The 1,819-nt window shown below is 35.2% G+C and carries 4 protein-coding genes; 2 read left to right on the plus strand and 2 right to left on the minus strand.

The genetic code is table 11. From position 1 onward, the window contains the following. The first annotated feature begins 241 nt into the window (after positions 1–241). Both AMDU4_RS10165 and AMDU4_RS10170 read left to right on the plus strand, forming a co-directional pair. Complete coding sequence (locus AMDU4_RS10165) at positions 242–679, plus strand: universal stress protein (RefSeq protein WP_021785993.1); 438 nt, start codon at positions 242–244, stop codon at positions 677–679. Between the two features lie 169 nt (positions 680–848). Continuing rightward, complete coding sequence (locus AMDU4_RS10170; RefSeq protein WP_021785994.1) at positions 849–1,079, plus strand: 30S ribosomal protein S17e; 231 nt, start codon at positions 849–851, stop codon at positions 1,077–1,079. 1 nt (position 1,080) lies between these two features. Here the strand turns inward: AMDU4_RS10170 and AMDU4_RS10175 are convergent, their stop codons facing one another. Continuing rightward, positions 1,081–1,437 (minus strand): rhodanese-like domain-containing protein, encoded by a 357-nt coding sequence (locus AMDU4_RS10175; RefSeq protein WP_021785995.1) that lies wholly within the window; start codon positions 1,435–1,437, stop codon positions 1,081–1,083. Position 1,438: 1 nt separating this feature from the next. Continuing rightward, positions 1,439–1,819, minus strand: a 381-nt coding sequence (locus tag AMDU4_RS10180) for a chlorite dismutase family protein (protein ID WP_290704995.1), incomplete at its 5' end; no start/stop codon positions are given.

Here is a 1,819-nt window from a genome sequence, read left to right on the forward strand (position 1 = left end):
CTGAGGATCCCCTCTTTTTTCTCCATTTCCAACGCATGTTTCCTTTTTTCTTCCAGTCTCTTGAACTTCGTTTCAATATGTCACCTCAAATATAAATGTATATTTGGTATTATTTTTTAATATAAATACCTATTTTATTGTTAAGCCTTTATTTATGGTTAAACATGGTATAATTTCACTGTTTCAATATATGCAACATCATTATTAAATAACTTTAAATAGTCTTACCATATTATTTTATATGAAAATTTTAGTATCATATGATGGGTCGGGAGGGGCCAGAGAAGCACTTAAGTACGCTCTTGGATTGAAATGCACCACAGAAGAATATTATATTGTTTATGTGATACCTACCATAGTTGGGATAAGTGCAAGTTTTGATTCCTATATTCCTCAATCTGTATATGAAGGCCAGGATAAAACAGCGAATCAAATCCTTGAAAAGGCTAAGAAGATTCTGGACACAGAGGATGCAAAATATGAACTAATTAAGATAAGTTCAAACGGTGAGGACATACCAAAAATAGTATTGACCACCGCCAGGGAAAAAGGAGTTGATTTAATAGTCACAGGAACAAGGAAGTTACGTGGATTCAGCAAACTTATACTGGGATCAGTCAGCTCAGGGATTATTGCCCATTCTGACATACCTGTAACCGTTGTACCTCCTAAAGAATAATTATTTTTTATATTAAATTGGTTTAAGTTTTTAACCTCTGACATATAATTGGCAGATCTCATTTATTGTATTTCAGAAATTTATCTAATATTTTCCATCAAATCTATGTTATCTTAAATGGCATTGCGTAAATGAAATGATTTATATATGCTTATAAAATAATGTGCCAATGGGAAGTATAAGGCCGTCTAACATAAAAAGAATAGCAGAAGAATTAGTTGATAATAACAAGGATCTTTTCAATGAGGATTTCAATCACAATAAGGAAATTTTACACAGTTTCATAGAGAAAACTGTGACCAAAAAAACGGCAAATGCTATTGCCGGTTATATAACAAGATATATTTTGAAAAAGAAATCTAAGGAAAAGAATGAACTGGAACAGCTAGGACTCGCATAAATTATTTTTCCTCAGGGAATTTTTCTTTTCTCCATCTGTTCATGCCACCTTCAAGGTGATATAATTTTTTATACCCGAGCCTTACAAGTCTGTTTGCTGCTGCACGGCTCCTGTGTCCTGTTTTGCATATGAGAATTATGGGATCCTCCTTTGGAAATTTCTTTTCTATCATATCCTCTTCACCCAGTTTGTAGTGTACTGCACCTTTTATATGGCCATGCCTGTATTCAAAGCCTGTTCTGACATCGATCAGGGCATATTTATCCTTAAGGTTCAGAAGTTTGTCTGGCGTTAGATCTTCCAGCTCCAGAGGCTGACTGAAATAATCTAATCCCCTGAAATAGTTTTTTATGGGCATATTAAACCACCAGTTTATCCCCGTTGTATATTCCAACGAATATGGGCGATTCGTTGATTATCCATTTTCTAGCCATTACCTCACGTAATTTTTCTGTGACGTGTGACCATGCAGCGAGGTCATCAAGCTCATAAAGTACGACAAATTCTTGATCTCCCAGTCCAAAGGAGTATGTTGTGTAAGAAACTATTCCCGGGCTTTCTTTGTCACTTCTTGCAGTTCCTATATGCCCTGCAAGTATCTTTCTCCGCTCTTCATAGTTAATAAGGTACCATTCTCTGTCTTTGCTCATCGGGTAAGCGACAAAATATTTTTTCGGTTCTGTTTTTAGTGTATCCTCCAGGCTATTTTTTGCATTTGTATATGGAGAATGCTCATAGAG

The sequence above is a fragment of the Ferroplasma sp. Type II genome (assembly GCF_000496155.1).